Below are 25,310 nucleotides of genomic sequence, written 5' to 3' on the forward strand. Positions count from 1 at the left end.
TTCGGTAAACCTGCTCTTACGCATCGTCTGTCTCCTGGCTGGAGAACAGAAATCCTAACTCAAAATCGAGGGCGTTTCAGGGGTGCAGGTCACAACCTGTGCCGCAAGCGTGGTCTGCTAGTCGGTTTCAGAGCGGCGATGGTTTAATGGGACCTCATCGGTCATCTAGGAGATATCGTCAAACATAAACGCTGGTTTATGTTTTAAAGGGCTAAGATTGGACGCACTGATCTCGCCCAATGAAGCGACAGCTCTGCGAGTTGCCGCCTATGGTGGCTGACATGCACGACGGCCGCCATTGGCGGATCGGCACTGATGATAGAATGAGCATTGTATCATCAGTTGAGCCCAACTAATCGGGGCGCAGGCATACTACAAACGAAAAGAACTAAAACTATATAACGTAAAGTTCTTTTGATCGGAGCCGAACAGGGTATCCGAACACAGAAGGCGCTCCGTCACCTTTGGTTGAAATACCAGTGGTGTAGTCCAAGGCGTAACGCGTTGGCTGCGAATAATATGCCGGGACGTCCGGTCTCCCCGCCGTTTCTGCAGCGAGCGCAAAAAGGCACATCGCTAATGAGACTGGTTTAGGGCCATAGGGAGCCACGAGCGAGGTGCGGTGTCCCTGATCTGTTACCTGTCTAATCGCATCGAAATTTTGAGGAAGGTCAAGCGCCCCAAGATGAAGGTGGGTCACTCCGCTATTATCCAGAGTGAGTGCGTCAGAGTCAGTTCGTATGGACATTTCTAGTCGTTCCACGGACTTCCAATTACGAGAGATTCCAGGGGGGCCCGGCGGAAACGGAAACAACATCGTAACGGACTTCGGCCTTTCAATGTCGAACAGATTAAGCACGCTTTGGCTGTGGTATCCAATTCCAACCAATGCAACGTCGCAGACCGACCGGCGGTCAAGAGATGTAAAGGTCGGTATGGTGCGAACGATCTCGGGATTCGAAGAAAGACTACGCGCGTAACGATCCCCGAGGGAGTAGGTATAAATTATATCGGCCAGCGTATCGTTCGCCTTTGCAAGTCGGGCAATCACAAAAAACCATCGCTTAGGAAATGAAGTTATATCGATAATAACAGCGGAAGAGGACCCTATCGCCTCTGTAAGTATTCTCTCGATTGTGTCGACGGTAGCGAGTAGATCCGCATCTACGATCCGCGTAGATGGAATATTTTTCGCTATTGCAATCTCTTTTTGGGCATCCAAGCTAACAAGCTCGGCGTCAACATCAATAGGGTCTTCGTCGAAGATACGTACGAATGTTGGGTTGACCTGGGAGCCAGCAACAGCGCTAAAAGACGAGAAGCATCGCTCCTCGTGAGAAATGCACCCAATAAAAGCCCAGCTACGCCCATGAAGTTTGGGCATCAACCAACTCAGCTCTCCCCAGGGAACGAACTTCATCACAAAAGAGACTGTTGAGTGGGCTTATTTGGCTGCGAAAAGACGCTGGATACACCGGCACTCTCGAGCCAGAAAGCCAGCTCCTTTATCGTTGCATAGTACGGCTCTTTGATGCGCTTGTAAGGAAGTCGAAGATATGGACAGAGTATAGGGCTGAAATACCATTTGAATCTAAATGCCCGATCCTTATCCTTCGTCGTGTGAGGAAGCATGATGAGATTGCTGTAGTCCGACAGTTCCTCGAGAAAGGCTCGCACTTTTGGAAACGCGTCAAGCTCTGATTCCTTAAGTGAGAATCCAGATGCTCCTGGATAAGTCATCTTACGATCGCTCATTACTCGTTCACGCAGCACTCTCGCTACTTCTGAAATGAAGCGCAGGCGCTCGGCGCTTTTTCCTGTTTCTTCAGCTATCTTCATGTACCAATGTTCGCTGGCCTTAAAAATTCCAACGCTCTGAAGGTCGCGCCCGATCTTTGGAATACCATGATCAACATCACTTCGGTTCGCTGCGAACCTGAGGTATTGGTCCCAGATATGCTGATTGATGCTTATAAAAACCAATATATTCCCGTTCGACAAATCGAAGATCTCTTCAGCGCCAGAGTAGATAGGTCTCTGTTGGTTCGCAGAAGCCAACTGTAGGAGAGCAAGGTCAATACGTTCCTTCCGCCAATAGAACTGTTTCTCCCAAGGTAAGTTACTGTCTCGAACTTCGAGATCGTCCCGATCACCCTTTTGCCGTATCCATGCTTCGCCCAGTCTTGCAGAGAGAGGATGGTTGGCCGCCAAAGTGGCAAGCCGCTTCTTAGTGCTCTCTCGCCAATCGGACGGGTAAGAACGCTCTACAGACTTGTTGTAAAGCTTTCCCTTTTGGTCGGGTGTCTCGGATTTTCCGTAAATCCTTTCGACTTCAATTGTTTCGCCATCGCTCGCAATTCCCGAAACTTTCATGCGCCTCTGAAATACGTCATCGGCAAATGCCGGAAAAATGTATGTTTTCCGATTCTCTCCACGCTTCAGCAGTATGTCGAGATCTACAAACTTATAGTCACGCTCCTCTTCGAGTCGGCCTTCCGATCCGAAGATTCGATTGTGACTCCTCCAAGAGTGGCGGCGCGAGCCAATGCGGTAAGATACTCGCGGATCACGGCGAGCAATTGCGCGGTTGATAACACTCCTATAGTCGACAGGTCGGCTTACACGGGGACCGGTACGGATATTGCCTAACTCCTCATATTGATCGATATCTACAAATACATTGGTTTCTGGCGCCAAAACGTGCTGCTCACGCAGAAGATCCGCCAGTTCTCCGACCGGCTCGCCTATAGAGGTTTTTGTCTCAAGAATATTCGTTGGAATTGCCCGTGTTCTGCGGTGAAGAAAACTCCGGTATTCCCTCACACGAGCTTGAAGACGCTGTTGGAGTTCGTTCCATGTACGCGCCCCACTAAGACCACCGTTCCAGATACCCCTGTTCGCCACTACTTGCGCGAATTCGTCAAGTGCATGACTGGTCGGCTGTAGTACACCGACCTCTTCGAGCAGTTGCTTAGAGCCTTGCTCGACGTAAAGCTGAATCGAGCGGAGCAGGTCGCTGGCGAGCAATGCATTCACGAAATCGCCGAACAACATTTCCACTTCCATAGGATCGTCGTCGTGCCAGTCCCGGTATCCGAAATCCGTAGAATTGCTGTGCGCAAGGTTTACAGCGCAAGATATGAAGCGACGGCGATCCTTTGGTACGGGAAACTCTGTTTGTGTTTGCTCGTATTTTAAGCGAGTTTCCGTTCGCAAAAGTGTGAGCAACATACTCTTCCCGGAGCCTTGCATTCCAACAACGACCACATTGCCCGCTCGCCGGGCTTGGCGCGCATGCCGCCGCCGGTCAGCGCGGCCATGCTTGCGGAATGATGCGGCGCGCGGACGCATCGTTCGTCAGCATCGCCGCCCACGCCTCCGCGTCGGAGCCGGTGATCTACCTGTCGCAAAATCCCGGCGCGGACTACCGCATCTTCGTGCAGTCGCACACGTTCAGCACCCGCGACGCCGCGGCGCTCGTGGTCGGCGCCGGACGCCGCGTCCGCATGGCCGAGCGCTCGATGTGAGCTTGCACCAGACTCGGCGACAAGAATTGGCGTTAACGTCTCGTTAGCCACGATTGTATCGCCGCCGACGATCCACAGGCGCTTCAAACACTTCGAAACGTCCCCCAACACATTCTCGCGCAGACCTTCACCCAACCGCGGAGCGGCCCTTAATGTTGCGAGTCTTGCGCATCAGATCGCGCTTCCGCCGTTTTGCCCGCCGCCATCCCTGGATCAGCGTCACGATCCGCTCGGCGATGATCTTCTCCGCGACCTTTGGCGGAGCCTACGGATTCATTACGGGAAGCCGGACTGAAGCTTACGATCCGCACGCCTTTGCGCTGGGCGCGAGTTTCCTGTTCGCACTGGCCTGTGTCGCGCTGGCGACGCTCAGCATGCGGATGCGCTGGCTGCGCAAGAAAATGCGCAAGATCGAGATGCACAACGAATCGCTGGTCGATCGCAACTGGGAACTGAAAAGCGCCGAGGAACACGCCCGCAGCCTGTTCGAATCCCAAAGCGACCTGATCGTCCTGCGGGACGGCGACGGCATCATTACCTCGGTCAACGACGCGTACTGCGCGCTCGCCCGCAAGCCGCGCGAGGCCCTGATCGGCACCCGTTTCACGCTGCCCGTACTGGAACAGGGCGCGATCGCGATCGAGCCGAACGGCACCCGCGTCCACGACCAGAAGATCGACAGTGCGCTGGGCCCGCGCTGGGTCGCCTGGCGCGAGGGCCTGATCCGCAGCGACGCTCATCAACCCGCCGACCTGCAATGCGTCGGGCGCGACGTCACCGACCGCGCCGAAACCGAGCGCGCGCTGGCCGAAGCGCGCGACCTTGCCAACTCCGCCAACCGCGCGAAGTCGAAATTCCTCGCCATGGCGTCGCATGAAATCCGCACGCCGCTGAACGGTATCCTCGGCATGAGCAACCTCCTGCTCGACACCACGCTGACCGCGGAGCAGACCACTTACGCCAAGGCGATGAAAACGTCCGGCGACGCCCTGATGGCGCTGATCGACGAACTGCTCGATTTCTCCAAGATCGAAGCCGGCAAGATCGACCTCGAACAGCGCCCCTTTGCGCTCGCCGCCATGGTCGAGGACATCACCGAACTGCTCGCGCCCCGCGCGCAGGCGCGCAAACTCGAGATCGCGTCCTATGTCGATGAACGCCTGCCGCAGAACGTGATCGGCGACGCAGCACGGCTGCGCCAGGTACTGCTCAATCTCGCCGGTAACGCCATCAAGTTCACGCAGACCGGGGGTGTCGCGCTGATTGTCGAGCCGGGCATCTGGCCGGGTGAAGTGTCGTTCCTTGTGCGCGACACCGGCATCGGCATTGCCCCGGAAGCACAGCAGCGAATCTTCCGCGAATTCGAGCAGGCCTCCGAGGGCACCGCGCGCAACTACGGCGGCACGGGTCTCGGGCTCAGCATCAGTGAGCGCATCGTCCGGCGCATGGGCGGGCGGATCACCCTGGAGAGCGCCGAAGGCGAAGGCGCAACGTTCGCATTTTCGATACCGCTTGCTGCCGCGAACAGCGGCGACAGCGCGGCTTCCGCCTTCGTTGCACCCGACCTGACCGACAAGTCGATCATGCTGGTGGCGCCGCAGAGCATCGAAGCCTCGCTGATCGCGCGGCGGCTGGAGCGCTGGGGCGCGCAGACCTGCACCGTGGCCGACGCATCGATTGCACGCGCGCTGCCGCCAGAGCGATCATGGTATGCCGTGCTGGTCGATTGCAGCAGCGGCGACACGCAGTTGCGCGATCTCGGCGAGGCGGCGCTGCGCCATACCGCCCACCGGATCGCGATGTTCACGCCGGCGGAGCGCCGCGACATGACGCCTGCGATTACCGCATTGTATACGGCCTATCTGGTGAAGCCGTTGCGCGCCGCCTCGCTGGCCGCGCGCCTGACATCCTCCGGCGCAGCGCTGGTGCCGGACCTGCCCGACGACGATGCAGTCGTGATGGAAACGCCGGATGCCACCGCAGAAAATGCTTCGTCGCGCGCCCTTTCGATTCTCGTGGCGGAAGACAACGAGATCAACGCGCTGCTGATCCGCTCTCTGCTGACGCGGCTCGGTCATCGGCCTGTCATCACCACCGACGGCGAGCAGGCCCTTGAATCATGGCTCGCGGCCGACAGCGCCGGCACGCCCTACGACGTTGTGCTGATGGACATCCAGATGCCGAAGCTCGACGGCATGACCGCGACGAGGCGCATCCGCGCCCATGAGGCGGGACGCAGCCCGCGGCGAACGACGATCCTCGCGCTGACGGCGAACACACTGGTGGACGATCGCTACGCTTGTTTCGAGGCCGGAATGGACGGCTTTCTGATCAAGCCGCTCGATCGCGACAAGCTGACTGAGGCGCTCGCTGCGCTTCCTGCATCGCAAACGGTTATCGCCTAGACAGGACTTCGCGTGCGCGCGATGTCATAAATCCGTATCAGGATCATGATTATTGAAGCCTCAGGGCTGCGCTTGGCGAATCAATGCGCGCAGCCGCGAGGAAGCCATGAGCGGCAACAAACCGGCGCCTGCGAAGCCGGATGCAAATTCCAGGTTGCTTGAACGGCAGGCCGTTCGCAGCCCGCTTGAAGCGTTTCGCCAAAATCCGCTGGTCCAGATGCTCCGGCCCGCCCATGCGAAGTCGGCGGCGACGGCTGCCGCGACATGGCTGATGCCCGGCCTGCGTGGCGAGGCCGTGCCGAACATGTTGCAGCCAGCCTCGGCGCAACTCGGGAAAATCGGTTCGCTGGAAGTTCGTCTCGCACAAACCAAGAGCGACGTGAAGCGCGCGCAGAAGCTGCGCTACAAGGTGTTTTACAAGAACGGTTCAGCCATTGCCGACGCCGCGACCATGTTCGCGCAGCGCGACAAGGATTCGTTCGACAAGATCTGCGACCACCTGATGGTGATCGATCATGCCGCCAAGCCGACGATGAGCGGCAAGCAGCCCGTGGTCGGAACCTATCGCCTGTTGCGTCAGGACGTCGCCGAAAAGCATGGCGGTTTCTATACCGGCGACGAATTCGACATCACCGGCCTGATGCAACGCCAGTCCGGCTTGAAGTTTCTCGAACTGGGCCGCTCCTGCGTGCTGCCGCCCTACCGCACCAAGCGCACCGTCGAACTCTTGTGGCACGGCGTCTGGAGTTACGTGCGCCGGCATAATCTCGACGTGATGATCGGCTGCGCAAGTTTCGAGGGCACCAACCCCGATCGTCTGGCCTTGCCGCTGTCGTTCCTGCATCACTTCGCCGCCGCCCCCGAGGGCTGGCGCGCCAGCGCGCATCCATCGCGCCGGGTGGAAATGAATCGTATTGCGAAGGAAGAGATCGATACCAAGGCCGCGTTGCGGATGCTGCCGCCGCTGATCAAAGGCTATCTGCGGGTCGGTGCGTTCGTCGGCGACGGCGCGGTGGTCGATCACCAGTTCGGCACCACCGACGTTCTGATCGTGATGCCGGTGTCAGCGATCTCGGGTCGCTACCTCGATCACTTCGGCGCTGGCGCAACGCGTCACGCGGCGTAAGGCGTCCCGTTACAAGCGGCGCAACTGAACCGTCTCGATGACGTGATCGCCGCCCTTTTTCAGGATCAGCGTCGCGCGCGGTCTGGTCGGCAGGATGTTCTCTTCAAGATTGACGAGGTTGATGCCGGTCCAGAGTGAAAGCGCCTGTTCGGTCGCTTCATTGTCGGACAGCTTGGCATAGCGGCTGAAATAGGATCGCGGATCGCGGAACGCCGTGTCCCGCAGAGTGAGAAAGCGCTCGACATACCACTCGCGCAGAATCGGTTCTTCCGCGTCGATATAAACCGAGAAGTCGAAGAAGTCCGACACATAAGGAACAGCCTTGCCGTCGCGCGGCAGGCGCCCGGTCTGCAGCACGTTGACGCCTTCGACGATCAGAATGTCGGGGCGGTCGATTTCGACGCCCTCGTTCGGAATGACGTCATAGGTCAGATGCGAATAGACCGGCGCGCGTACCGGCCGCCGTCCCGCCTTGATGTCGGACAGGAAGCTGAGCAGCGCGGGAAGATCGTAGCTTTCGGGAAAGCCCTTCTTCTGCATCAGGCCTTCGCGCTCAAGAACCTTGTTCGGAAACAGGAAGCCGTCGGTGGTGACGAGATCGACCTTGGGGCGCGGCGACCAGCGCGCCAGCAGCGCCTGCAGCACGCGCGCCGTGGTTGATTTTCCAACCGCCACCGAACCGGCGACGCCGATGATGTAGGGCATCTTGCGGTCCTCGATGCCGAGGAAGTGCCGCTGCGCCACGAACAGCCGCTGGGCCGCTGCGACATAGAACGACAGCAGGCGCGACAGCGGCAGGTAGATTTCCTCGACCTCCTTCATGTCGAGGCGGTCGTGCATCGAATGCATCCGCGCGATTTCTTCGGCGGTCAAAGTCATCGGCATGTCGTCGCGCAACGCGGCCCACTGCGCGCGCGAGAAAACACGATAGGGATTGTACTGAACCTGTTCGGCTCTCACATCCATGAGCCATTCCCTCCTGTCCGGCCGGCGCGTGTCCCCGCACCTGCCGGAAATGAACTAATCGCGCTTGCGCGCGGCTTTCTCTTCAAGCCCGGACATTTGCGTCCGCTGCGCCAGCGCGTCCTCGACTTCCGTCAGGCCGATGCCGCGCGATTTCAGCAGCACCAGAAGATGGAAGATCAGATCGGCGCTTTCGGCGATCAGATGGCCACGGTCGTTCTCGATGGCCGCGATGACGGTTTCCACCGCCTCCTCGCCCAGTTTCTTGGCGCAGTGATCAGGGCCTTTGTCCAGCAGCTTGCGGGTATAGGACGCCTCTCCTCCCGACGCCGCGCGGGCGTCGATGGTGGCGGCCAGATCGTGGATCGTAAAACGGCTCATAAAGCGCCTTCTATCACTTCCGTACCCCGGTAGGGAGCGCAAAGAGTTGATCTGATTCAGGTATTTGGCATACGGCCGCGCTCATGGATCGAGCCGCATCGGCAGCCCGGCGCGGACCATATGGTCCTTGGCCTGACGGATGGTGAACTCGCCGAAATGGAAGATCGACGCAGCCAGCACAGCCGTGGCGTGTCCCTCGCGGATGCCCGCCACCAGGTGGTCGAGGTTGCCGACTCCGCCCGAGGCGATCACCGGGACGTTCACGCTGTCGGCGATGGCGCGGGTCAGCGGAATGTCGAAGCCCTGCCGGGTGCCGTCGCGGTCCATCGAGGTCAGCAGGATTTCTCCCGCGCCCAGCGAGACCACTTCCTGCGCGTATTCGATGGCGTCGATACCGGTGGACTTGCGCCCGCCATGGGTGAAAATTTCCCAACGATCCGAATTGCCTGCGCGCGGAACACGCTTGGCGTCGATCGCAACCACGATGCACTGGTCGCCGAATTTTTCTGCCGCTTCCTTGACGAACTCGCGCCGCGACACCGCCGCCGAATTGATCGACACCTTGTCGGCCCCGTAGGTCAGAAGCGTGCGGATGTCCTCGACCTTGCGCACGCCGCCGCCGACGGTCAGCGGCATGAAGCAGGCTTCCGCCGTCCGCCGCACCACATCGAGCATCGTGCCGCGATTTTCGTGAGTAGCATTGATGTCTAGAAAGCAGAGTTCGTCTGCGCCCGCCGCGTCATAGGCAATCGCAGCCTCGACCGGATCGCCGGCGTCGCGCAGGTCAACGAAATTGACGCCCTTGACGACACGGCCGTCCTTGACGTCGAGACAGGGAATGACACGGGCCTTGAACATCGTTGCCGTCCCTATGCCGCCGCGCGCGCGTTGCGGATCAGCGTCAGTGCCTCCGCCGGATCGACACGGCCGTCGTACAGCGCGCGGCCGGAAATCGCGCCTTCCAGCTTTTTGGCGCGCGGCGACAGCATCGCTTTCACGTCCGCAATGGACGCGAAGCCACCGGACGCGATCACCGGAATCGAGATCGCGTCAGCTAGCGCAATGGTCGCGTCGAGGTTGAGGCCTTTCAGCAGCCCGTCGCGGGCGATGTCGGTGAAGATGATCGCGGCGACGCCGGCATCCTCGAATCGCTGCGCGATGTCGAGCGCGGTAACAGTCGAGGTTTCCGCCCAGCCCTCAACCGCGACCTTGCCGTCGCGCGCGTCGAGACCCACCGCAACCCGACCCGGAAATTTCTTCGCGGCTTCCTTCACCAGCGCCGGATCGCGCACCGCAGCGGTGCCGATGATAACGCGGCGGATGCCCTTGGACAGCCAGGCCTCAATCGTCGCAAGATCGCGGATACCGCCGCCGAGCTGCACCGGAAACTTCACGACCTTGAGCATGCTCTCGACCGCTTGCGCATTCACGGGCTTGCCGGCGAACGCGCCGTCGAGATCGACCACGTGAAGATATTCGAAGCCCTGAGTCTCGAAGGTTTTCGCCTGCGCGGCCGGATCGAGATTGAATACGGTCGCGCGCGCCATGTCGCCCTGCTCGAGGCGCACGCACTGGCCGTTCTTGAGATCGATAGCGGGAAAGAGAATCACGGCTTCCACTTCAGAAAATTCGAGATCAGGGCGAGACCAAAACGCTGGCTCTTTTCGGGGTGAAACTGCGTGCCGATCGCGGTGTCCTTGGCCACGATGGCCGTCACCGGCCCGCCGTAGTCGGCGCGCGCCACGACATCGGCTTCATCCGCCGCGTTCAGGTGATACGAGTGCACGAAATAGGCGTGGCGGCCCTTGTCGCCGAGCGGCAGCCGCTCCAGCACCGGATGCTCGCGCACCAGATCGAGCGTGTTCCAGCCCATGTGCGGAATTTTCAGATTCTCTTCGTTCGGCGAAATCTTCACGACATCGCCCGCGATCCAGTCGAGGCCCGGCGTGGTGACATATTCCTTGCCCTGCGTCGCCATCAGCTGCATGCCGACGCAAATGCCGAAGAACGGCCGCGCCTTGTCGCGCACCGCTTCCGTCATCGCATCCACCATGCCGTTCAGGCCATCGAGACCCTTGCGGCAATCCGCGAACGCACCGACGCCCGGCAGGACAATCCGATCGGCGCGGAACACGGTATCGGGATCGCGCGTGACGACGATTTTTTGCGGCTGCTCCATGCTGCGCGCGGCGCGCTCGAAAGCCTTCGCCGCCGAGTGCAGATTGCCGGAGCCGTAATCGATAATGGCAACGCTCAACGCGACGCTCCAGGTTCAGGAAACAAGCCGATCACGCTCTCCGACTGCGTCAGCGATGCACGCGGCAACGGCGGCGGTGAACTCGCGTTGCCGCGATTGCCGTCGCGCGCCGTCTTGGCGTTCCAGCGCTCGAAGAAGCGGCGCTCGGCGGCTTCTTCCGAATCCGCCACCACGATATCGAGCTGGCGCCATTTGCGGCGCGACAGCTTCCAGCGCCGCAGCGAGCCGGCCTCAAGACCGAACAGCAATGCGATGACGCCCATCACCAGAAAGCGCGCGCCCGACCCCACGCCGAACGACCACATTGCGACTTCCGCCGCGATCGTGATCACGAGATAGCCGAACGTCGCCAGCCATAGCCGGTGCCAGAGCAACCAAAGGATGGAGGCGACGAAGGCCCAGACATAAAATCCGTCCCGCACGAACACGAGCTGCTCCGGCGCCGTGCGCACATCGGTGCCGTAATAGCTCGCCGGCCCGTGAACCGTGTAAACCGCCATGATCGTTCTCCGGAACCCCGTTGCGCACGATCCACGAAAGATCGTGCACCGCACGATGGTCCAAAAGTGAATTCCAGCGCATGCCCGGCATGCGCTTCAGGTCAAATCAGCCGCCGAGCGTGCCCTTGGTCGAGGGAATTTCGCCCGCGGCGCGCGGATCGATCGCAACCGCGGCACGGAGCGCGCGCGCCAGGCCCTTGAAGCAGGACTCGGCGATATGATGGTTGTTCTCGCCATACAGCGTCTCGACATGCAGCGTCACGCCGGCATTGATTGCGAAGGCGTTGAACCACTCGCGCACCAGCTCGGTGTCGAACTCACCGATCTTGTCGCGCGGGAATTCGGCCTTGAACACCAGCACCGGCCGCCCGGAAATGTCGATAACGACGCGCGACAGCGTCTCGTCCATCGGCATATGGATGCTGGCGTAGCGGGTAATGCCCTTCATGTCGCCGAGCGCCTGCTTCACAGCCTGCCCGAGCGCAATGCCGACATCTTCCGTGGTGTGGTGGTAATCGATATGGAGATCGCCGTCGGCCTGTACGGTGATGTCGATGCGCGAATGCCGCGCCAGGAGATCCAGCATATGATCGAAGAATCCGATGCCGGTCGCGACATTGGATATGCCGGTGCCGTCCAGATTGACCGACACCATGATGTCGGTTTCCTTGGTCTTGCGCTTGATGGTGGCCGTGCGCATGAAAAGTGCTCTCCGAACGCCTCAGAACTCTTGGGAAAGAGCGTCCTTTTAACAGGCACATGACGCCTTCGCTACTGCGGGATGACGCGATTTTTGCCTGAGTTTTCAGATATGGTGACCGGAATTCGCCGCACCGGCGGACCAATTGCAACCGCCGGCGCCAGTGCCTAGATCAGGCCCTTCAACGAGGTATTCATGCAAGCATCACAGCCTGAGATCTGGCACGGGACCACCATTCTCACGGTCCGCAAGGGCGGCAAAGTGGTCATCGGTGGCGACGGGCAGGTTTCCATCGGCCAGACCGTTATCAAGTCCAACGCCAAAAAGGTCCGCAAGCTCGGCAAGGGCGACGTCATCGGCGGATTCGCCGGGGCCACCGCCGACGCCTTCACCCTGTTCGAGCGCCTCGAGGCCAAGCTCGAGCAGTATCCCGGCCAGTTGACCCGGGCCGCCGTCGAACTGGCCAAGGACTGGCGCACCGACCGTTATCTGCGCCGCCTGGAAGCGATGATGATCGTGGCCGACAAGGACGTCTCGCTGGTGCTGACCGGCACCGGCGACGTGCTGGAGCCGGAACACGGCGTGATGGCGATTGGCTCCGGCGGCAACTACGCGCTGGCCGCCGCGCGTGCCCTGGCCGATTCCGACCAAGACGCCGAGGCCATCGTGCGCCGCTCGCTCGATATCGCCGCCGACATCTGCGTCTACACCAACCGCAACGTTACCATCGAAGCGCTGACGAGTGCTTGATGCCTGCTGATGGCTACCAGTTCGTTCCGATGACGGCTGGCGACCTGCCGATGATCCGGCTGTGGCTGGCAACTCCGGAGGTCGTGGAGTGGTGGGGCGATCCAGATGAGCAGTTTGCCATCGTCAGCGGCGACCTCAGCGAGCCTGCGATGGAACAGTTTATCGTAACAGCGGACGGACAAGCGTTCGGTTACATCCAGAGCTTCGACCTCAAGGCCTGGCCGGACGACGCGTTCCGCGAGCATCCTGACGGCACAAGAGCCATTGACCAGTTCATCGGCGACCCCGACATGATCAATCATGGCCACGGCTCGGCTTTCATTCGCGTCTTTGCCGATCAGTTATTCGCAAACGGCGCGCCTCGCGTCATTACCGATCCCGACCCTGACAATGCACGCGCGATCAGGGCTTATGAAAAGGCCGGCTTCCGCAAGGAACGCATGGTCGATACGCTCGAAGGACCTGCTCTCTTGATGGTACGCAATCCATGACAGACTTCTCCCCTCGCGAAATTGTTTCCGAACTCGATCGCTTCATCGTCGGACAGGGCGACGCCAAGCGCGCCGTCTCCATCGCGCTGCGCAACCGCTGGCGGCGGCAGCAACTGACCGGCTCGCTGCGCGAGGAAGTGCTGCCGAAGAACATCCTGATGATCGGGCCGACCGGCGTCGGCAAGACCGAAATCGCGCGGCGGCTGGCGCGCCTCGCCGGTGCGCCGTTCATCAAGGTCGAGGCCACCAAGTTCACTGAAGTGGGCTATGTCGGCCGCGACGTCGAGCAGATCGTGCGCGATCTCGTCGAGGTCGCGATCCTGCAGACCCGCGAGCGCAAGCGGAAGGATGTGCAGGCGCGCGCGCAACAGGCCGCCGAGGACCGCGTGCTCGACGCGCTGGTCGGCGCCAACGCCGGCGCGGCGACACGCGATTCGTTCCGCAAGAAACTGCGGGCGGGCGAGTTGAACGACAAGGAAATCGAGATCGAGACCCAATCGTCCGGCGGCACGCCGATGTTCGAGATTCCGGGCATGCCCGGCGCGCAGGTCGGCTCGATCTCGATCGGCGATATTTTCGGCAAGATGGGCGGCCGGACCAAGACTCGCCGCCTGAGCGTGGCCGACTCCCACGAAATCCTCGTCAACGAGGAAAGCGACAAGCTGCTGGATAGCGATCAGCTGACGCAGGAAGCCGTGCAGGCGGTGGAGAACAACGGCATCGTCTTCCTCGACGAGATCGACAAGATCTGCGTGCGCGACGGCGCGCGGGCCGGCGACGTGTCCCGCGAAGGCGTGCAGCGCGACCTGCTGCCGCTGATCGAAGGCACCACGGTGTCCACCAAGCACGGCGCGGTGAAGACCGACCACATTCTCTTCATTGCGTCGGGCGCGTTCCATATCGCCAAGCCCTCCGACCTGCTGCCCGAATTGCAGGGCCGTTTGCCGATCCGCGTCGAGCTGCAGGCGCTGACGCGCGACGACATGCGCCGCATCCTCACCGAGCCGGAGGCCTCACTGCTTAAGCAATATGTCGCGCTGATGCAGACCGAAGGCGTCACGCTCAACATCACCGACGACGGCATCGACGCGCTGGCCGATGTCGCCGTGGCGGTGAACTCGACCATCGAGAATATCGGTGCGCGCCGCCTGCAGACGGTGATGGAGCGCGTGCTGGACGAGACGTCGTTCCATGCGCCCGATATGGGCGGTCAGACCATCACGATCGACGCAGCCTACGTGCAGAAGCATATCGGCGATCTGGCGAAGAACACGGATCTAAGCCGGTTCATTCTGTAGCAACGGCGCGAGTTCTCCTGCGAGACTCGCCACATTTTTGATGTCATCCCCGCGAAAGCGGCTGTGCTTGCTACCGCGCGCGCCGCACGCGCACATACAGTGCGCCCTCGCCGCCATGGCCGATGTGAGCTTCCTCGAAGCCGACGATGAGGCTGCGGAATTCCGGCAGGCCGAGCCAATGCGGCACCTGACGGCGCAACACACCGCGCTCCGACTCCGGCCCGACAGTGCGGCCCTTGCCGGTGATGACGAGAACGAAGCTCATCCCATCGGCCTGCGCGTGCTGCAGAAAGTTCAGCAGCATGCGATGCGCCCTGGTCTGGGTCATGCCATGCAGATCGAGCCGCGCGTCGATGTCTTTCCTGCCGCGCGAGAGCTTTGATCGCTCACGCCGCCCCAGCGGCGCAAGCGGCGGCGGCGCGGGAGGCGGACTCGGAATTTTTCTGATCGTGGCTGGAAGTTTTAGCGACGGCGCGGAATTCGACGTCGCCGGAGCTTCTTCGACAATTTCCAGCGAGCCTTTCGCCGGACGCGATCTCCTGCGCAGCGGCTTGGCCTGCTTCGTCACGTTTTCCCATAGTTCGGCTTCTTCGCGGCTCAGCGCGCGCTTGCGCCGGGGCGATGGCGGCGGATCGAGATTGCGCGGACGCTTCATTGGCGATGACGATAACGCCGGTGATGACGCTTGCGACGCGGCGTATCAGGTTTGACGGTCGCCGCTGACGCAACATCCGGCGCGGTTTTGGGACGGGCTTCCGGCAACGGCACCGCCTGCGCAACCGGCGCGGGGGCCGCAACGGCGGGCGCTGTTGCCACGGTTGGCGTCTGGGCCGCGGCCGGCTGGTCCTTGGACGGAGCGCTCTTCGCCGAATCCTTCGAAGAATCCTTGGGCTGCTCTTTCGACGCGTCCTTGGAAGTTTCCTTGGAAACTTCCTTGACCGGCTCCTTCGGAGTTTCCTTGGCAGGCTCGGTTTGCGGAAACAGTTTCGCGATGGTGGCCGACGGCCGGTCTTCCGGCAGCGGCATGGTCTTGCCGCGCGCCACCGGATCGAGGCTGTTCGGCAACAGCATTACAAATCGCGCCGGATTTTTCAGGCGGCCTGCGACGCGGCCCGCATCGGCGCCCGCGCCGAAATAGATGTCCGCGCGCGCGGGGCCGATAATCGCCGAGCCGGTATCCTGCGCAATCATCAGCTTGCGGAACGGCGTGTTCGACGTGTCGGATTCAATCGGCAGATTGCCTTCGATAAAGAACGGCGTGCCGTAGACATGCAGCGACTTGTCGACGGCGATCGATCGTCCGGCTGTCAGCGGCACGCCCTGTGCGCCGACCGCTTCGTCGTCCGCCGCCAACTTCACCTCGCGGAAGAACACATAAGAGCGGTTGAACCGGCGCAATTCCTTCGCCGCATCCGGGCTCGTCTCCATGTATTCGCGAATCTTCTGCATCGACATCTGGTCTTTGGGAATGATGTTGCGCTCAATAAGCACTCGCCCGACCGGCGTATAGGGATAACCGTTATGCGCATCGTAGTTGATGCGCACGATTGATCCGTCCTCGAGCTTGATCCGCGCCGAACCCTGAATCTGGATGAACAGCAGATCGGTCTGGCTCTTCAACCAAACCACCTCGAGACCGCGCCCCGCAATCGCGCCGTCCTCAATCTCGGCGCGGTCGTAGTAAGGCACCAGCTTGCGCCGCCCGACCTTGCGGAACACCTGTCCCTTGTTGGGCATGCTGGCATTGGCCTGCGAATATCCGCGCACGAACAGGTTCGACGGCCGCCGGTAAACAGGCACGTTGTAGACATCGGTCTGCACCCGCGAGCCGTCGACGATGGGCTCGTAGTACCCGGTTACAAAGCCCGCATCCTCGCCGATCCGCGAAATCTGCAACGGGGTGAAATTTTTCTCGAAGAATTCGCGCGCCTTGGCGCTCTCGGAAATATCCTCGGCGCGGGCGGCAATGCAGGGATCGCGCAGCGAGGTGCCGAGCGCCTTGCTGTCAGCGATCGGACTTTTCTGCGCAGCGATCGGCTTGCAGCTGGTGCGAAACGTCTTGAAGGCCGGAAGCGGATCGTCGTCGGCCCAACCCACGACCCCGCTCCATTTCAGCGGTGCATATTGCCCGTCGGGAACGACCAGCGGCCAGACAACCGGTCCGCGCTTCGGAGCTTCATGATGATCGTGAGAGACATTACGGCCGGCCGATCTGGCCTCAACGTCTGTGATTGCAAGACCGGCTGCGAAAAGCCCAGCGGCTCCGGCGCTCAGCCACGCGCCAAAGCGCCCGGCTCGCACGCCGGGCGTGGCAAATTCTTTATTGTCCGCTTTCCGTCCCAACCAGCTTCCAGTTCGGATCGCGCGAAGCGATGTCACGGGCAAACGTCCAGACATCTGTGACATCGGTGAGCTTTTCCGCGTTGCCATCGACGACGGTGCCAGCCTTGTCGCGCGTCACCGAGATCATCTGGGACACGAACCGGATGGTGATCTGAGCGGCGCGATCGCGCGTTTCGGCATTGACGATCTCGGCCTTGTCGATCGACGCGAAACGCGTCTCGACTCGCTCGCCGCGCTGTTCGCGTTCCTTGATCGCGGCCTCGAATCCTTCGTAGACCTCGGACGACAACAAATCCTTCAGCGCGCGGCGGTCACCGTTGGCAAAAGCCAGCACGATCATCTCATAGGCGCTTTTCGCGCCGCTGAGGAAATGCTGCGCGTCGAACGACGGGTCGGAGACGGCAATCTGATCGAGACCGCGCGCGAGCGCCGATCCGGATTCGGCAATTCCTTTCCAGCGATCGGGCACGACAGCCGGATCTCCGGACGGCGCCAGCGGCGCCTGATCGATGGTCTTGCCCGGCATCGGCACGACATTGTCCGGCGCCCCGCGCAGAACATCACGGCCCGCGCGATCGAACGGCGGCCGCTCGTCGCCGGTCCGCTGTCCCAACACATTGCGCAACCGCAAGAAGATGAAGACGGCCAAGGCCAGAAAAATGATGGTGTAAATATCCACGTCGCATTCACTTTCTGATCGGTGCTGCACGCCGCTCGCGCGGCTTCCCGGGTTGAAACGGGGTTATAGAGGCGTTCGTTCCGTCACATGTAGGCACGAAATCCGATCCAGCCAACATCGCTATATGCCGCGCTTGAAGTGCCCAAAAGACAAGGTTTGGGGCATTCAAACGCCGATTTCGCGCAATTCTACCCGATCCAGCGGTTGCGGCCAACCGAAACACAACAGAATGCACCCATCGTCCTTGTCGAATGAGGCAAGGCTATGATAGCCACTCGCCCCGACAAGGGCCTGTCCTGTCCGGACGCGGACTTTCGCCGCCAACGGATGCCTTTTCAGAGGCAGTTCCCGGACGGATCGCTCCTGGGCGATCTCGTTTCCACATTCTCGGAGCGAATATTTATGACCAACGGCAACGGTGCACCTCTCGAGAACGCGGCTCCGCCCCAGTTCAACGTTCTGGCGCAGTACATCAAGGATTTCTCGTTCGAGAATCCGAACTCCCCGGCGTCGCTGGCCAACCAGGACAAGCAACCCACCATCAATATTCAGATCAACGTCACCGCCACTCCGGTTGCCGAGCATGACTTCGAGGTCGCGCTGTCGATCGAGGGCAAGGCCGAGAACGACAACTTCGTGCTGTTTGCGTTCGAACTGATCTATGCCGGCGTGTTTCGCATTCAGAACGTGCCGCAGGACAGCATGCACCCGTTCATCATGATCGAATGCCCGCGGCTATTGTTCCCGTTCGCCCGCGAGATCGTGGCGTCGTCGGTGCGCGCCGGCGGCTTCCCGCCGCTGATGCTCGATCCGGTCGATTTCGTCGGCCTCTATCGCCAGAATATGGCGCGTCAGGCCGAGCAGCAGCAGGGCAAGCCGAGCTGAGCTCGGTTATCGCTGCGCGAAGCGAAAATCGCTTCGCTTTAATCTTCTTTTGAGAATTCGTTCCAGATCGGCGTGCCGCCGAGCGTCGCGACGAATGCGGCATGCGCGGCCGTGTCCGCCTCGGTCACGCGCGGCGCAAGCGGCACCTCGCGCTGCCGGCGCGGTGCATCGATTTGTCCGGCGCCGAACGACTGGCGCGTTTCGGACAGAATGAGCTGCGACTGCCGCGCGCCGATCAGATCGATATAGACTTCCGCCAGCAGTTCCGCGTCGAGCAGCGCGCCGTGCTTGGTGCGGCGGGAATTATCGATGGCGTAGCGCGAGCACAGATCGTCGAGCCGGTTCGACACGCCGGGATGCTTGCGTCGGGCCAGCGTCAGCGTATCGACCAGACGGTCGCGCGGGATTGCCGCTCGCGAGACCTTGGTCAATTCCGCATTGATGAAGCCGATATCGAACGACGCATTGTGGATGACCAGCGGCGCGTCCGCGATGAATGTCAGAAAATCTTCCGCCACCGCCGCGAACAGCGGCTTGTCGGCAAGGAACTCGCTCGACAGGCCATGCACATTGAACGCTTCCTGCGGCATGTCGCGTTCGGGATTGAGATAGACGTGAAACGTCTGCCCGGTCGGCATCCGGTTGACCATCTCGACGCAGCCGATCTCGACCAGGCGATCGCCGCGCAGCGGATCAAGGCCTGTGGTTTCGGTATCGAGAACGATTTCGCGCATGATGGATATGCCGGGTGCGATATCAGCGAATCAGTTTCGCCGCCTCGGCATTTTAACGACTTCGCGGAGGATTTCACCGATCCGCTGCCGCACCGGGTCCAGACCGTGGGAGGTGTCCACCACAAAATCCGCGCGTTTGCGCTTTTCCGCGTCGGGCAACTGGCGCGCCAGAATGGCGTCCAGCTTCTCAGGTGTCATGTTGTCCCGCGTCAGGATACGTTCGCGCTGGATTTCCGGCGTTGTCGTTACCACCACCACCGCATCGACCCGGTTTTCGCCGCCGGTCTCGTACAGCAAAGGCACATCGAGCACCGCCACCGGCGCGCCGGAAGTTTCCGCATCGCTGAGAAACTTGAGCTGATGGCTGCGCAGCATCGGATGCACGATGGTCTCAAGCCGTTTCATGGCGTCGGCATTGTTCAACACCATGGCCGAGAGCTTCTGCCGGTCCACCTTGCCGTCCACGGTGCTGCCGGGAAACGCCGCCTCGACCGCCGGCGCGGCCTCACCTTCATAGACCTTATGAACGGTGGCGTCGGCATCGTAGACCGGCACCCCGGCTTCCTGAAACAACTTCGCGGTGGTCGACTTCCCCATTCCGATCGAACCCGTCAAACCCAGCAACAGCATCGGCAAATCTTTCGTCATACAGCCAGCAGATTCCGGCTGCGCAGAAAAGCAAGCACCGGCAGCAGCGGCAATCCCAGAATTGTAAAATGATCGCCCTCGATGCGATCGAACAGATGCACCCCGGTGCGCTCCAGTTGATAGGCGCCGACGCTTGCCGTGACGGCGTCGCCCGCTTCATCGACATAGGCAGCAATCTCGCTGCCAGTGAGAGCGCGCATCGTCATGCGCGCAACACTGACGTGGGAAAACAGCGTCACTCTACCTTTCACGACGCTAACCGCGCTGTGCAATGCGTGAGTCTGGCCGGACAGTGTGGTGATTTGTGCCTCTGCAGCAGCACGATTCGCGGGCTTGCTGAAAAGCTGATCGCCGAGCGCCAGCGTCTGGTCGGCGCCGACGACGTAGCGATCAGGGAATTTCGCAGAAATGAATGTCGCTTTTTCGCAAGCGAGAAGGGCTGCGATTTCGCCCGGATCTTTCAATCCCGAGCTCTGCTGGATCGCACGTTCGTCGATGTCGGCAGGGATCGTCTCGACCGCGATCCCCGCGTTTGCAAGCAGGCTTTTACGCACAGCGCTTTGCGATGCAAGAATCAAGGATTGCCGTTCACGCCAGACCGTCACGTTTCTGGTGCTTTCTGACGCTGACGATCGGCGTACAGCTTCATGATCGCCGCCGCGGTTTCCTCAATCGACCGGCGCGTAACGTCGAGCAATGCCCAGTCGAACTTCACACTCAGCTTGCGTGCGAAAGCAACTTCCTCGGTCACTGACTGGCGATCGATATAGTTATCGTCCCCGGTTCTGCCGATGCCGAGCAAACGGTTCTGCCTGACCTGGATCAATCGCTCAGGCGTGGCATGAAGGCTGACCACCAGCGGTTTCTTCAGGGTTTCGAGCTGATGCGGAATCGGAATTCCCGGCACCAGCGGCACATTCGCAGTTCGAACGCCGCGATTGGCGAGATAGATCGAGGTCGGTGTCTTCGATGTTCGCGAAACACCGACAAGAACCACGTCGGCCTCCTCAAGGCCTTCGACATGCTGACCGTCGTCGTGCATCATCGAATAATTCAGCGCGTCGATGCGCTTGAAATACTCCGCGTTGAGGGTGTGCTGCGCGCCGACGCGGCGTGAGGTCTCGGTGCCGAGATAAGCCTGGAACAGCTGCATCACCGGACCGATGATCGAGAGGCTCGGAATGTTGATTTCCTGGCACTTTGCCTCAAGCCGCTCGACCAGATCTTTCTCCAGTAGCGTGAACAGCACGATCCCCGGCGCTTCCTCGATTTCCGCGAGCACGCGGTCGAGCTGCTTCTGGCTGCGGACCAGCGGATAGACATGCTCCACCGGCGACACGTTGGAATACTGCGCGGCCACCGCGCGCGCGACTGTGATCAGCGTCTCACCAGTCGAATCGGAAATCATGTGGAGGTGAAAATAACTGCCGGAGGTGGTCGCCATGACGTCTCGAATCCGTTTCCGCTCAATCCGGCGACTGTGAATAGCTGTGAATCCCTGTGGGCATATTCGCCTCAATCCGGCGGTGGACCGCACCGCCCGGGATAACTCGCTCTTTCATTCACAGCACTGATTTCGGGATGAAATCTAACCTTTGCCGGGATGGTAGCGGGGTTGTGTGGATTTGTCTTGGGATAATGCCAAGCCCGTAACACTCAAGCGCTTGAAACTATCGGCTTATTTTCCGCCGTGCTCGTCCGATCCAACACCGGGTATAAACCGGCGGCATGTGGACGAACACTGGACAAATACGGGAGAGCGATGCGCGAGCGCTAATCACGGTTACACTGACTCAAACTAAGAATCTAAAAAGGATTCTTTAAGGAAGTCGTGCTTGCGGACAGACCTCTTCTCGCGTCATCTAGCGATGTTGCTCAACACACCGAGCAACGTTTGGTTTCTGTCTTCGCGTGCAGTCGTCAGCCTCGAAACACTGACTGGCTTAGCAGTTCAACAAATTGGTAGTTGAAGATTATCCCCATGTACGAATGGATCAAGGCGCTGCATGTGGTCGCGGTCATCTCGTGGATGGCCGGCATGCTCTATCTGCCGCGATTGTTCGTTTACCACTGCGATGCCGAGGTTGGCTCGAAGCAATCCGAAACTTTCAAGGTGATGGAGCGACGATTGCTCCGGGCGATCATCGATCCGGCGATGATCGTGACCTGGCTGGCTGGTTTGTGGCTGGTTTGGCAGGGCGGTTGGTATGTTTCCGGCTGGTTTCACGCGAAATTCGCACTGGTGCTGATTCTGTCGGGTGTTCATGGATTTTTCGCAGCCCGGGTGCGGGATTTCGCCAACGATGCGAATACCAGAAATCAGAAATTCTATCGTATTATCAATGAGGTACCGACGGTTTTGATGATCGGTATCGTGATTCTGGTGATCGTCAAGCCGTTCTAGAGCGGCCAGCTTCAGGCTCTGCGGCAATGATCGCCTTGCGTGGAGCCGGACGATTTTCTATATATCTGTCATCCCACCGAACGCAGGCGGATGTGGTTGAGTCCCGGTCTCATTGTTGGACCGGCCGCCACATCAGGTTCGAAGCCTCCCGGCACCTTCCTCGCTCAAGACCTGCGGACTTCTGATCGCGTTTGTAGTCCGTATGTCGTCAGCAAGCTGAACCTTTCGCTCCCCTCCCCTCTCTTTTCTCCACACGCTCCACAGGACAACCCCAATGCGGGAAATCAAACTACAAGACCTCAAAACCAAAACACCGGCGGAGCTTGTCTCGTTCGCCGAAGAGCTTGGGGTCGAAAATGCCAGCACCATGCGCAAGCAGGAGCTGATGTTCGCCATTCTCAAGCAGCTTGCGATCCAGGAAACCGACATCATCGGTGAAGGCGTCGTCGAAGTTCTTTCCGACGGCTTCGGATTCTTGCGCTCATGGGACGCCAATTATCTGCCCGGCCCCGACGACATTTATGTTTCGCCGTCGCAGATCCGGCGTTTCGGATTGCGTACCGGCGACACCATCGAAGGCCATATTCGCAGTCCGAAGGAAGGCGAACGCTACTTCGCGCTGCTGAAGGTCAACACGCTGAACTTCGAAGATCCGGAAAAGTCCAAGCACAAGGTCAATTTCGATAACCTGACGCCGCTGTTTCCCGACGAGCGTTTCCGTCTTGAGCTCGAAGATCCGACCCGCAAGGATCTCTCCGCGCGCGTCATCGATATCGTAGCCCCTATCGGCAAAGGCCAACGCGCACTTATCGTGGCCCCTCCCCGCACCGGCAAGACGGTGCTGATGCAGAACATCGCGCACTCGATCACAGCCAATCATCCTGAATGCTATCTGATCGTTCTTCTGATCGACGAACGTCCGGAAGAAGTCACCGACATGCAGCGTTCGGTGAAGGGCGAGGTTGTGTCCTCGACGTTCGACGAACCGGCAGTGCGTCACGTGCAGGTTGCGGAAATGGTGATCGAGAAGGCCAAGCGCCTGGTCGAACACGGCCGCGATGTTGTCATCCTGCTCGATTCGATCACGCGCCTCGGCCGTGCCTACAACACCGTGGTGCCGTCATCCGGCAAGGTGCTGACCGGCGGTGTCGACGCCAATGCATTGCAGCGTCCGAAGCGTTTCTTCGGCGCCGCGCGTAACATCGAAGAAGGCGGATCGCTCACGATCATCGCGACCGCGCTGGTCGATACCGGCAGCCGCATGGACGAAGTGATCTTTGAAGAGTTCAAGGGCACCGGCAACTCGGAGCTCATTCTGGACCGCAAGGTCTCGGACAAGCGCACCTTCCCGGCGATCGACATTTCGCGCTCCGGCACGCGCAAGGAAGAACTCATCACCGATCCGCAGCTGCTCAAGAAGATGTACGTCCTCCGCCGCATCCTCAATCCGATGGGCACCATGGACGCCATCGACTTCCTGCTCGACAAGCTCCGCAACACCAAGAACAACGCGGAATTCTTCGAGTCGATGAACACCTGATCTGGTCAGCCAACAGGCGTCAGCTCGGTTTCAATGCCCGGCCATTAGTGCGAAGCACGTCTTCGTAGCGATGCCGGGCATTTTCTTTGAAGGCGCCGCAAATCCTCCGCGCCTGAAATTGGTGCGATGCAATATCATGGATATTGCGCACTAGGTCGCAGCATATTGCGGTGCAGCACAAACCAACACCATCATCGCTGGGAATTTTCATTGCCTGTCCTGCATGTGTCCGACAAATAGGCCATGCATTCCCCTGATCAGACCATCTTCGCTTTGTCGTCCGGCCGCGCGCCGTCGGCCATTGCCATTATCCGCGTGTCCGGCCCGCAAACCCGCGCGGCGGTCGAGCGGCTTTGCGGAAAACTGCCCACGGCTCGTCTCGCCCAGTTCGTCACCCTGCGGGATCTTGATGGCAGCGCGCTCGACGAATCGGTGACGCTGTGGTTTCCGGCGCCGCACAGCGCCACCGGCGAAGACGTTGCCGAATTTCATGTTCATGGCGGCCGCGCGGTGATCACCGCGATGTTCGATGCGCTCGGGGCGATCGATGGTTTGCGTCCGGCGGAGCCCGGCGAATTTACCAGACGCGCGTTCGAGAACGGCAAACTCGATCTCACCGAAGCCGAAGGTCTCGATGATCTGATTCACGCCGACACCGATCGTCAACGCCGCCAGGCGCTGCGACATCTGAAAGGATTGCTCGGCGCAAAGGCCGAGAGCTGGCGGCAGCAGATCATCGAAGCATCGGCGCTGATTGAAGCCGGCATCGATTTTTCGGACGAGGGCGATGTCTCGACAGAACTGGTTGCGCCGGCGTTGCGAAAGATCGCGGCGCTGAAATCAGAAATCGAAGAAGCCCTTATTTCATCGGCACAAAGTGAACGTCTGCGCGAAGGCCTGACGGTTGCGATTGCCGGTCCGCCGAATGCAGGCAAGTCGACATTGCTCAATCGTCTGGCGCGGCGCGAGGCTGCGATTGTGTCGCCGCATGCCGGCACCACGCGCGACGTCATCGAAGTGCATCTCGATCTTGACGGTTATCCGGTGACGCTGATCGACACCGCAGGCGTGCGCGACACCCACGATCCGGTCGAGCAGGAGGGTGTGCGCCGCGCGCGGGACCGTGCGCGCACATCCGACCTGGTGCTGTGGCTTGTCGATGCGAACGACAACAGTGCGCTGCCGCCGAAAAATGACGACGATCACGCACCTGTCTGGATCGTGCGCAACAAGGTCGATCTGGTCGGCGGCAATGGTGACGGCGCGGCGAGGGCGCAGTTCGATATTTCCGCGTCGCGCGGTGACGGTGTGTCCGAGTTGGTGGCGGCGCTGGTGACCTACGCCCGGGATTATTTCGGATCGGGCGAAATGGCGCTGGTCAGTCGCGCCCGGCACCGGACCTTGTTGCGGGAGACTGTCTCGGCGCTGGAGCGGGCAGGGCGCTCGGCCGACAAAGGCGATGAGCTTCTGGCCGAAGAGCTACGAATCGGGATTCATTCATTAGGGCGTCTGACCGGCCGGGTGGACGTCGAAGACATCCTTGACGTCATCTTCCGAGAGTTCTGTATCGGCAAGTAGGTTGCAAAGTAGGCCATTGGCCTCCAGCTGGTTCCAGGTGGGCCAATGACCCTGTTTCACGTGAAACAAAGTCAACTTGGCGATTTGTTTCACGTGAAACA

Annotated in this window: 26 protein-coding genes and 1 pseudogene; 10 read left to right on the top strand and 17 right to left on the bottom strand. The window is 60.3% G+C overall.

Annotated features, from left to right (window positions below; genetic code table 11):
- Positions 1 to 394: 394 nt before the first annotated feature.
- The 3 genes and pseudogenes from HNQ36_RS09520 to HNQ36_RS09530 all read right to left on the bottom strand — a co-directional run.
- Positions 395 to 1,384, bottom strand: a complete 990-nt coding sequence (locus HNQ36_RS09520) for a hypothetical protein (RefSeq protein WP_210311994.1) — start codon at positions 1,382 to 1,384, stop codon at positions 395 to 397.
- Positions 1,385 to 1,419: 35 nt separating this feature from the next.
- Positions 1,420 to 3,231, bottom strand: coding sequence for an ORC-CDC6 family AAA ATPase (locus HNQ36_RS09525; RefSeq protein WP_184084168.1), 1,812 nt, complete (start codon positions 3,229 to 3,231; stop codon positions 1,420 to 1,422).
- Between the two features lie 44 nt (positions 3,232 to 3,275).
- Positions 3,276 to 3,353, bottom strand: a pseudogene (locus HNQ36_RS09530) (ATP-binding protein); the annotation flags it as partial.
- Here HNQ36_RS09530 and HNQ36_RS09535 point away from each other — a divergent pair.
- The 3 genes from HNQ36_RS09535 to olsB all read left to right on the top strand — a co-directional run bounded on the left by HNQ36_RS09535 (position 3,330) and on the right by olsB (position 7,058).
- Positions 3,330 to 3,527 (top strand): hypothetical protein, encoded by a 198-nt coding sequence (locus HNQ36_RS09535; RefSeq protein WP_246395385.1) that lies wholly within the window; start codon positions 3,330 to 3,332, stop codon positions 3,525 to 3,527. The pseudogene HNQ36_RS09530 and the gene HNQ36_RS09535 sit on opposite strands and share 24 nt — an antisense overlap.
- A gap of 152 nt (positions 3,528 to 3,679) precedes the next feature.
- Entirely contained in the window at positions 3,680 to 5,932 is a 2,253-nt protein-coding gene (locus HNQ36_RS09540) for an ATP-binding protein (protein WP_184084170.1), read from the top strand.
- A gap of 106 nt (positions 5,933 to 6,038) precedes the next feature.
- Positions 6,039 to 7,058 carry a l-ornithine N(alpha)-acyltransferase gene (gene olsB, locus HNQ36_RS09545; protein ID WP_184084172.1) on the top strand — a complete coding sequence of 340 codons (1,020 nt, stop codon included), beginning with the start codon at positions 6,039 to 6,041 and terminating at the stop codon, positions 7,056 to 7,058.
- A 9-nt stretch (positions 7,059 to 7,067) separates the two neighbouring features.
- On the opposite strand, the gene coaA is transcribed toward olsB, so the two are convergent.
- From coaA to hisB, 7 genes are all read right to left on the bottom strand, one after another.
- Positions 7,068 to 8,024, bottom strand: coding sequence for a type I pantothenate kinase (coaA, locus tag HNQ36_RS09550; protein ID WP_184084174.1), 957 nt, complete (start codon positions 8,022 to 8,024; stop codon positions 7,068 to 7,070).
- 54 nt (positions 8,025 to 8,078) lie between these two features.
- Positions 8,079 to 8,402 carry a phosphoribosyl-ATP diphosphatase gene (locus HNQ36_RS09555; protein ID WP_184084176.1) on the bottom strand — a complete coding sequence of 108 codons (324 nt, stop codon included), beginning with the start codon at positions 8,400 to 8,402 and terminating at the stop codon, positions 8,079 to 8,081.
- Positions 8,403 to 8,483: 81 nt separating this feature from the next.
- Positions 8,484 to 9,260 carry an imidazole glycerol phosphate synthase subunit HisF gene (hisF, locus tag HNQ36_RS09560; RefSeq protein WP_184084178.1) on the bottom strand — a complete coding sequence of 259 codons (777 nt, stop codon included), beginning with the start codon at positions 9,258 to 9,260 and terminating at the stop codon, positions 8,484 to 8,486.
- An 11-nt stretch (positions 9,261 to 9,271) separates the two neighbouring features.
- Entirely contained in the window at positions 9,272 to 10,012 is a 741-nt protein-coding gene (hisA, locus tag HNQ36_RS09565; protein WP_184084180.1) for a 1-(5-phosphoribosyl)-5-[(5-phosphoribosylamino)methylideneamino]imidazole-4-carboxamide isomerase, read from the bottom strand.
- Positions 10,009 to 10,659: an imidazole glycerol phosphate synthase subunit HisH gene (gene hisH, locus HNQ36_RS09570; RefSeq protein ID WP_184084182.1), complete on the bottom strand. Its 651-nt coding sequence runs from the start codon at positions 10,657 to 10,659 to the stop codon at positions 10,009 to 10,011. Before hisH ends, hisA begins: the two co-directional genes overlap by 4 nt.
- A complete protein-coding gene (locus HNQ36_RS09575; RefSeq protein WP_184084184.1) occupies positions 10,656 to 11,159 on the bottom strand; it encodes a DUF2628 domain-containing protein in 504 nt (167 codons plus the stop codon). Before HNQ36_RS09575 ends, hisH begins: the two co-directional genes overlap by 4 nt.
- Positions 11,160 to 11,265: 106 nt before the next feature.
- On the bottom strand, positions 11,266 to 11,859 hold the full coding sequence (hisB, locus tag HNQ36_RS09580) for an imidazoleglycerol-phosphate dehydratase HisB (RefSeq protein ID WP_019199261.1): 594 nt from the start codon (positions 11,857 to 11,859) through the stop codon (positions 11,266 to 11,268).
- A 195-nt stretch (positions 11,860 to 12,054) separates the two neighbouring features.
- Here hisB and hslV point away from each other — a divergent pair, with 195 nt between their 5' ends.
- From hslV to hslU, 3 genes are read left to right on the top strand one after another with little or no spacing between them, the layout of a single operon-like run.
- Positions 12,055 to 12,609, top strand: coding sequence for an ATP-dependent protease subunit HslV (hslV, locus tag HNQ36_RS09585; RefSeq protein ID WP_184084186.1), 555 nt, complete (start codon positions 12,055 to 12,057; stop codon positions 12,607 to 12,609).
- Positions 12,609 to 13,100: a GNAT family N-acetyltransferase gene (locus tag HNQ36_RS09590; RefSeq protein WP_184084188.1), complete on the top strand. Its 492-nt coding sequence runs from the start codon at positions 12,609 to 12,611 to the stop codon at positions 13,098 to 13,100. Before hslV ends, HNQ36_RS09590 begins: the two co-directional genes overlap by 1 nt.
- Positions 13,097 to 14,398 carry an ATP-dependent protease ATPase subunit HslU gene (gene hslU / locus HNQ36_RS09595; protein ID WP_184084190.1) on the top strand — a complete coding sequence of 434 codons (1,302 nt, stop codon included), beginning with the start codon at positions 13,097 to 13,099 and terminating at the stop codon, positions 14,396 to 14,398. The genes HNQ36_RS09590 and hslU overlap by 4 nt, the downstream gene beginning before the upstream one ends.
- A gap of 70 nt (positions 14,399 to 14,468) precedes the next feature.
- Here hslU and HNQ36_RS09600 read toward each other — a convergent pair whose 3' ends face one another.
- The 3 genes from HNQ36_RS09600 to HNQ36_RS09610 are packed head-to-tail and all read right to left on the bottom strand — an operon-like array spanning position 14,469 to position 17,420.
- The gene (locus HNQ36_RS09600; RefSeq protein ID WP_184084192.1) at positions 14,469 to 15,053 is read right to left on the bottom strand and encodes a Smr/MutS family protein; all 585 of its coding nucleotides are present in this window, start codon (positions 15,051 to 15,053) and stop codon (positions 14,469 to 14,471) included.
- Positions 15,050 to 16,741 (bottom strand): murein transglycosylase A, encoded by a 1,692-nt coding sequence (gene mltA / locus HNQ36_RS09605; RefSeq protein ID WP_184085901.1) that lies wholly within the window; start codon positions 16,739 to 16,741, stop codon positions 15,050 to 15,052. The genes HNQ36_RS09600 and mltA overlap by 4 nt, the downstream gene beginning before the upstream one ends.
- Positions 16,719 to 17,420, bottom strand: a complete 702-nt coding sequence (locus HNQ36_RS09610) for a Tim44/TimA family putative adaptor protein (protein ID WP_184084194.1) — start codon at positions 17,418 to 17,420, stop codon at positions 16,719 to 16,721. The genes mltA and HNQ36_RS09610 overlap by 23 nt, the downstream gene beginning before the upstream one ends.
- A 402-nt stretch (positions 17,421 to 17,822) precedes the next feature.
- Here HNQ36_RS09610 and secB point away from each other — a divergent pair, with 402 nt between their 5' ends.
- On the top strand, positions 17,823 to 18,305 hold the full coding sequence (gene secB / locus HNQ36_RS09615; RefSeq protein ID WP_046828138.1) for a protein-export chaperone SecB: 483 nt from the start codon (positions 17,823 to 17,825) through the stop codon (positions 18,303 to 18,305).
- Positions 18,306 to 18,343: 38 nt separating this feature from the next.
- Here secB and dnaQ read toward each other — a convergent pair whose 3' ends face one another.
- The 4 genes from dnaQ to HNQ36_RS09635 are packed head-to-tail and all read right to left on the bottom strand — an operon-like array spanning position 18,344 to position 21,131.
- Positions 18,344 to 19,039: a DNA polymerase III subunit epsilon gene (gene dnaQ, locus HNQ36_RS09620; RefSeq protein WP_184084196.1), complete on the bottom strand. Its 696-nt coding sequence runs from the start codon at positions 19,037 to 19,039 to the stop codon at positions 18,344 to 18,346.
- Positions 19,040 to 19,069: 30 nt separating this feature from the next.
- A complete protein-coding gene (gene coaE / locus HNQ36_RS09625) occupies positions 19,070 to 19,669 on the bottom strand; it encodes a dephospho-CoA kinase (RefSeq protein ID WP_184085903.1) in 600 nt (199 codons plus the stop codon).
- Positions 19,670 to 19,683: 14 nt separating this feature from the next.
- Entirely contained in the window at positions 19,684 to 20,292 is a 609-nt protein-coding gene (locus HNQ36_RS09630; RefSeq protein ID WP_184084198.1) for a Maf family protein, read from the bottom strand.
- Positions 20,289 to 21,131: a pyruvate, water dikinase regulatory protein gene (locus HNQ36_RS09635; RefSeq protein WP_046828141.1), complete on the bottom strand. Its 843-nt coding sequence runs from the start codon at positions 21,129 to 21,131 to the stop codon at positions 20,289 to 20,291. The genes HNQ36_RS09630 and HNQ36_RS09635 overlap by 4 nt, the downstream gene beginning before the upstream one ends.
- 537 nt (positions 21,132 to 21,668) lie before the next feature.
- Here HNQ36_RS09635 and hemJ point away from each other — a divergent pair.
- From hemJ to mnmE, 3 genes are all read left to right on the top strand, one after another.
- A complete protein-coding gene (gene hemJ, locus HNQ36_RS09640; protein WP_184084200.1) occupies positions 21,669 to 22,091 on the top strand; it encodes a protoporphyrinogen oxidase HemJ in 423 nt (140 codons plus the stop codon).
- A 274-nt stretch (positions 22,092 to 22,365) separates the two neighbouring features.
- Positions 22,366 to 23,631 carry a transcription termination factor Rho gene (rho, locus tag HNQ36_RS09645; protein WP_046828143.1) on the top strand — a complete coding sequence of 422 codons (1,266 nt, stop codon included), beginning with the start codon at positions 22,366 to 22,368 and terminating at the stop codon, positions 23,629 to 23,631.
- 243 nt (positions 23,632 to 23,874) lie between these two features.
- The gene (gene mnmE / locus HNQ36_RS09650) at positions 23,875 to 25,209 is read left to right on the top strand and encodes a tRNA uridine-5-carboxymethylaminomethyl(34) synthesis GTPase MnmE (RefSeq protein ID WP_184084202.1); all 1,335 of its coding nucleotides are present in this window, start codon (positions 23,875 to 23,877) and stop codon (positions 25,207 to 25,209) included.
- Positions 25,210 to 25,310 lie beyond the last annotated feature (101 nt).

Origin of the sequence: Afipia massiliensis, assembly GCF_014203115.1 — a bacterium.
Lineage (GTDB): Bacteria > Pseudomonadota > Alphaproteobacteria > Rhizobiales > Xanthobacteraceae > Afipia > Afipia massiliensis.

What these genes read in the sequence shown, in the direction of transcription:
- HNQ36_RS09525 (WP_184084168.1), bottom strand. Translation starts at nt 3,231, where the DNA reads ATGTTGCTCACACTTTTGCGAACGGAAACTCGCTTAAAATACGAGCAA.
- HNQ36_RS09590 (WP_184084188.1), top strand. Translation starts at nt 12,609, where the DNA reads ATGCCTGCTGATGGCTACCAGTTCGTTCCGATGACGGCTGGCGACCTG.
- hisF (WP_184084178.1), bottom strand. Translation starts at nt 9,260, where the DNA reads ATGTTCAAGGCCCGTGTCATTCCCTGTCTCGACGTCAAGGACGGCCGT.
- hslU (WP_184084190.1), top strand. Translation starts at nt 13,097, where the DNA reads ATGACAGACTTCTCCCCTCGCGAAATTGTTTCCGAACTCGATCGCTTC.
- mnmE (WP_184084202.1), top strand. Translation starts at nt 23,875, where the DNA reads ATGCATTCCCCTGATCAGACCATCTTCGCTTTGTCGTCCGGCCGCGCG.
- hslV (WP_184084186.1), top strand. Translation starts at nt 12,055, where the DNA reads ATGCAAGCATCACAGCCTGAGATCTGGCACGGGACCACCATTCTCACG.
- hemJ (WP_184084200.1), top strand. Translation starts at nt 21,669, where the DNA reads ATGTACGAATGGATCAAGGCGCTGCATGTGGTCGCGGTCATCTCGTGG.
- coaA (WP_184084174.1), bottom strand. Translation starts at nt 8,024, where the DNA reads ATGGATGTGAGAGCCGAACAGGTTCAGTACAATCCCTATCGTGTTTTC.
- HNQ36_RS09540 (WP_184084170.1), top strand. Translation starts at nt 3,680, where the DNA reads ATGTTGCGAGTCTTGCGCATCAGATCGCGCTTCCGCCGTTTTGCCCGC.
- coaE (WP_184085903.1), bottom strand. Translation starts at nt 19,669, where the DNA reads ATGCTGTTGCTGGGTTTGACGGGTTCGATCGGAATGGGGAAGTCGACC.
- hisB (WP_019199261.1), bottom strand. Translation starts at nt 11,859, where the DNA reads ATGCGCACGGCCACCATCAAGCGCAAGACCAAGGAAACCGACATCATG.
- dnaQ (WP_184084196.1), bottom strand. Translation starts at nt 19,039, where the DNA reads ATGCGCGAAATCGTTCTCGATACCGAAACCACAGGCCTTGATCCGCTG.
- HNQ36_RS09535 (WP_246395385.1), top strand. Translation starts at nt 3,330, where the DNA reads ATGATGCGGCGCGCGGACGCATCGTTCGTCAGCATCGCCGCCCACGCC.
- HNQ36_RS09600 (WP_184084192.1), bottom strand. Translation starts at nt 15,053, where the DNA reads ATGAAGCGTCCGCGCAATCTCGATCCGCCGCCATCGCCCCGGCGCAAG.
- HNQ36_RS09555 (WP_184084176.1), bottom strand. Translation starts at nt 8,402, where the DNA reads ATGAGCCGTTTTACGATCCACGATCTGGCCGCCACCATCGACGCCCGC.
- HNQ36_RS09520 (WP_210311994.1), bottom strand. Translation starts at nt 1,384, where the DNA reads ATGCCCAAACTTCATGGGCGTAGCTGGGCTTTTATTGGGTGCATTTCT.
- HNQ36_RS09575 (WP_184084184.1), bottom strand. Translation starts at nt 11,159, where the DNA reads ATGGCGGTTTACACGGTTCACGGGCCGGCGAGCTATTACGGCACCGAT.
- secB (WP_046828138.1), top strand. Translation starts at nt 17,823, where the DNA reads ATGACCAACGGCAACGGTGCACCTCTCGAGAACGCGGCTCCGCCCCAG.
- olsB (WP_184084172.1), top strand. Translation starts at nt 6,039, where the DNA reads ATGAGCGGCAACAAACCGGCGCCTGCGAAGCCGGATGCAAATTCCAGG.
- HNQ36_RS09635 (WP_046828141.1), bottom strand. Translation starts at nt 21,131, where the DNA reads ATGGCGACCACCTCCGGCAGTTATTTTCACCTCCACATGATTTCCGAT.
- rho (WP_046828143.1), top strand. Translation starts at nt 22,366, where the DNA reads ATGCGGGAAATCAAACTACAAGACCTCAAAACCAAAACACCGGCGGAG.